Source organism: Bacillus sp. 05T31 (assembly GCF_056396725.1).
Window position 1 is genome coordinate 1 of sequence record NZ_JBFTMA010000513.1, and the last position, 3,242, is coordinate 3,242.

General features: G+C 33.4%; 3 protein-coding genes. 1 reads left to right on the forward strand and 2 read right to left on the reverse strand.

The features are described 5' to 3' along the window. On the reverse strand, positions 1-564 hold a 564-nt coding region (locus AC1DJR_RS23225), incomplete at its 3' end, for an RNA-guided endonuclease TnpB family protein (RefSeq protein WP_477003600.1). Positions 565-575: 11 nt separating this feature from the next. Continuing rightward, the gene (gene tnpA, locus AC1DJR_RS23230) at positions 576-974 is read right to left on the reverse strand and encodes an IS200/IS605 family transposase (RefSeq protein WP_016093708.1); all 399 of its coding nucleotides are present in this window, start codon (positions 972-974) and stop codon (positions 576-578) included. Between the two features lie 454 nt (positions 975-1,428). Between tnpA and AC1DJR_RS23235 the strand changes: the two genes are divergently transcribed. Beyond that, positions 1,429-3,242, forward strand: a 1,814-nt coding sequence (locus AC1DJR_RS23235) for a M60 family metallopeptidase (protein WP_477003601.1), incomplete at its 3' end; no start/stop codon positions are given.

Here is a 3,242-nt window from a genome sequence, read left to right on the forward strand (position 1 = left end):
GTCTAATCCAACAACTGTTTCTACTTCTTTTTGTACAATCTCTTTTTCGTATTCAGTCAAGATGGACACATAGTATTTACCAGTAGGTGTCATAGAAATCGTACATGACTTGATCATATAATCTTGTGGTATCTCTCTATGCTGTTTGATACGTACCATTTTCAGTTTTGGCAATTTGATATGACCAGTAAGCAACATAATATTTCCGTTTACTACATTCGTTGTATAAGACTTTCTGTCTTTTTTACTTTTGAATGTCGGAAAGTCATTTTGACCACTAAAAAAATTCTTATAGGCAGTTTGCAAGTTTAATTGAGCATTTGCCAAAGCTAATGAATCAACTTCTTTTAACCACTCAAATTCTGTTTTATATTTCGCAGGAGTTGGAAGCTTTTGTTTCTTTAGTTGTTCCTTATCATCTTTGTATTTTTCGTACGCTTCTTTCCGTTCAGCTAACATTCTGTTATACACGAAACGTACACAACCGAAGGTTTTACGCATAAGATATGCTTGTTCTTCTGTTGGATACAAACGGAATTTATATGCTTTATTATGCTTTGTCATATCATTTCACCTCACTTTTCACCTTGATTTTCAATATATTCCTTTACTACGTCTATTGGCGAACCACCAGTAGTTAGTAAACAAAAACTTCTTGACCAAAACATTTCTTTCCAGAGTTTCTTTTTCACTTGTGGAAAGTCTCTCTTGATTAGTCGAGAACTTGCACTTTTATAAGCATTAATGAATTTTGTCATTTCTGTATTCGGATGTGCCTTGAACAAGATATGTACATGGTCAACATCATAATGCCACTCTACCAGTGTTATGTTGTAATTCTCGGATAACCTGATAAACATGTCTTTTGCATAATCTGACATATCATCATCAAACACATTTCTTCTGTATTTTACGACCAACACCAGATGATAATACAATAAGAACACTGAATGATTATTGCTATCTAATTTCATTGATATACCAACCCTTATACTTTATAAGACTGATTATATCAGAGGCAAAATAAAAAGCAAAGCCTTTTGGCTACGCCAAACCGAAATTCATCACCCACCTACCGCTGGGCTACGCCCTTCACGCGCTTGAGGAAGGAGAATTCTTTCGAGGAATTCGTTAAAAGTACTGGTATATCCGGGTTTAGGTGATTAGTTACAACTGCTTGGAAGTTTTTGTACCAAAACATAATGTATTAATATTTTGACATTTTTAAAGATTTTAATACGTTTTTAATAATAAACGTATTAAAATCCTTCTTTTTCTCATACATTCATTTGATTATTCTTCTTATCAAGTGAATTGAAATATGTTCATTATCTTATATAAATGAGTATATTTATGTTAAATTGTGTAAATATGTGTCAATAGATAATATGAATATATAAGTATTTGGAAATATAGCGGAGGGATATTATGAAAAGGGGACAGCAACAAAAAACAAAAAATTTAGTGATGATAACTGCCACATTATCTATGTTTGCTACTGGAATAACGCCTTCATTAGAAGTCTTTGCGGAAGAACAAGCACAGCAAAAGAAAGTATCTACAACGTTACAGAATGAAAATTCTGTTAATGTGGAAAATCGAGTATTTGCAGTTCCAGGAAAAGGAGATGTCTCCCAACTTCAAAATATTGAAAGAAGGGAAAGAAATTTTAGTGCATACGAGCCAACAGGGTTATATGCTAAGCCAAATGAACAAATAACAATTCAGGTACAAGGAAATCAAAGTATACAAGCATATATTGGAACTTTCTCGTTCGATGCTTCTTGGAGGGAAGATTCCAAAATTAAATCATTTACTTTAAATCCAGGTACAAACACAATTCAATCTCCAAATGGAGGAATGATTTATTTTTATAATAAACAACAAGGTGGTACCATTCAAACAACAGTAATAACAGGCGGAACGGCTACTCCTCTCTTTGAACTTGGAAAGCATACGAAACAAGATTTAATAAATATGCTCAATCAATATCCAAATGCACATGCGGTGGAATTAAAAGGGGAGCGCGTATTGATTACTGCTAGCCCAGTTCGTGTTAAAAAATATTTGATAGACTCTAACACAGATCCTGTACAACTCTTAAAAAAAATGGATGAGGCTACTAGAATTCAAGATAAAATATCTGGATTATCTGAAGAACAAGTAGATAAACATTATCTGCATTATGTGGAGGATAACCATTCTCTGGATTATTATATGTATGCATATCCTCACAGAACTGCATATGTAGGAGATGCAATCCAACATGTATTAGACATTAATAAATTTACAAATGATGGATGGGGACCTTGGCATGAGGCAGGACATATGAGACAACAAACGCCTTGGAACTTTAAAAATATGACAGAGGTACAAGTCAATCTTTACAGCCTTGCTGTAGAAAAAGCATTTACATCTAATCAACCTTTTAGATTGCAACAAGAGGGCGCTTATACTAAGGCATTTCAATACTTAGAACAACCTAATAAAAATTATGATGACATTAGTGACCTTTTTGTTAAAGTTGTAATGCTTTGGCAATTACAACTAGCGTACGGAGAAGACTTCTATCCTAAGTTGCATCAGCTGTATAGAGACATGCCTTCAAATGAGATTCCACAAACTGATGAAACGAAAAAACAATTATTTATGATTTCAGCATCAAAGGCAGCAAAACAAAATTTAATTCCGTTTTTTGAGAAATGGGGATTACGCCCAAATAATGATACAATCCAAAAAGTAGCGGCACTAGGGTATCCAAATTTAACGGCTGAAATTTGGAAAAGTACAGATTCTAATCCGGTTAAACCGGATACACCGAATTTTTCGAATATTTTAGAAGGAAACCAGTTTGCATGGTCGATGAAAGGGATTGGTGATTTTGAATTTGTGAAAGTAAATTTAAATAAATCAACAGAAGAAATGCAAATTAATCTAAAAGCAGGTGTACCACATAACTACTTTGATAGTACATATGCAAGTATTAAAGTGCAAAACACATCAGGTAAAGTGTTATATAACAAAGAGATTTATGGAAATAAGCAACAAAATGCTGAGCAAGCAAAAGTTCCGGTAAAAGTAGGCAATTTTATTGAATTCACACATTTAGAAGGTGCGAACAGAGCTACTATTACAAATATGGAGAAAAACATGCAGGAAAGTTTTGGGAATAAAGCGGTCTATGAGATTACAAAAGAGGGATTGAAGAAAGTAGATAAAATTGTTAATCCGAAACCAGATAC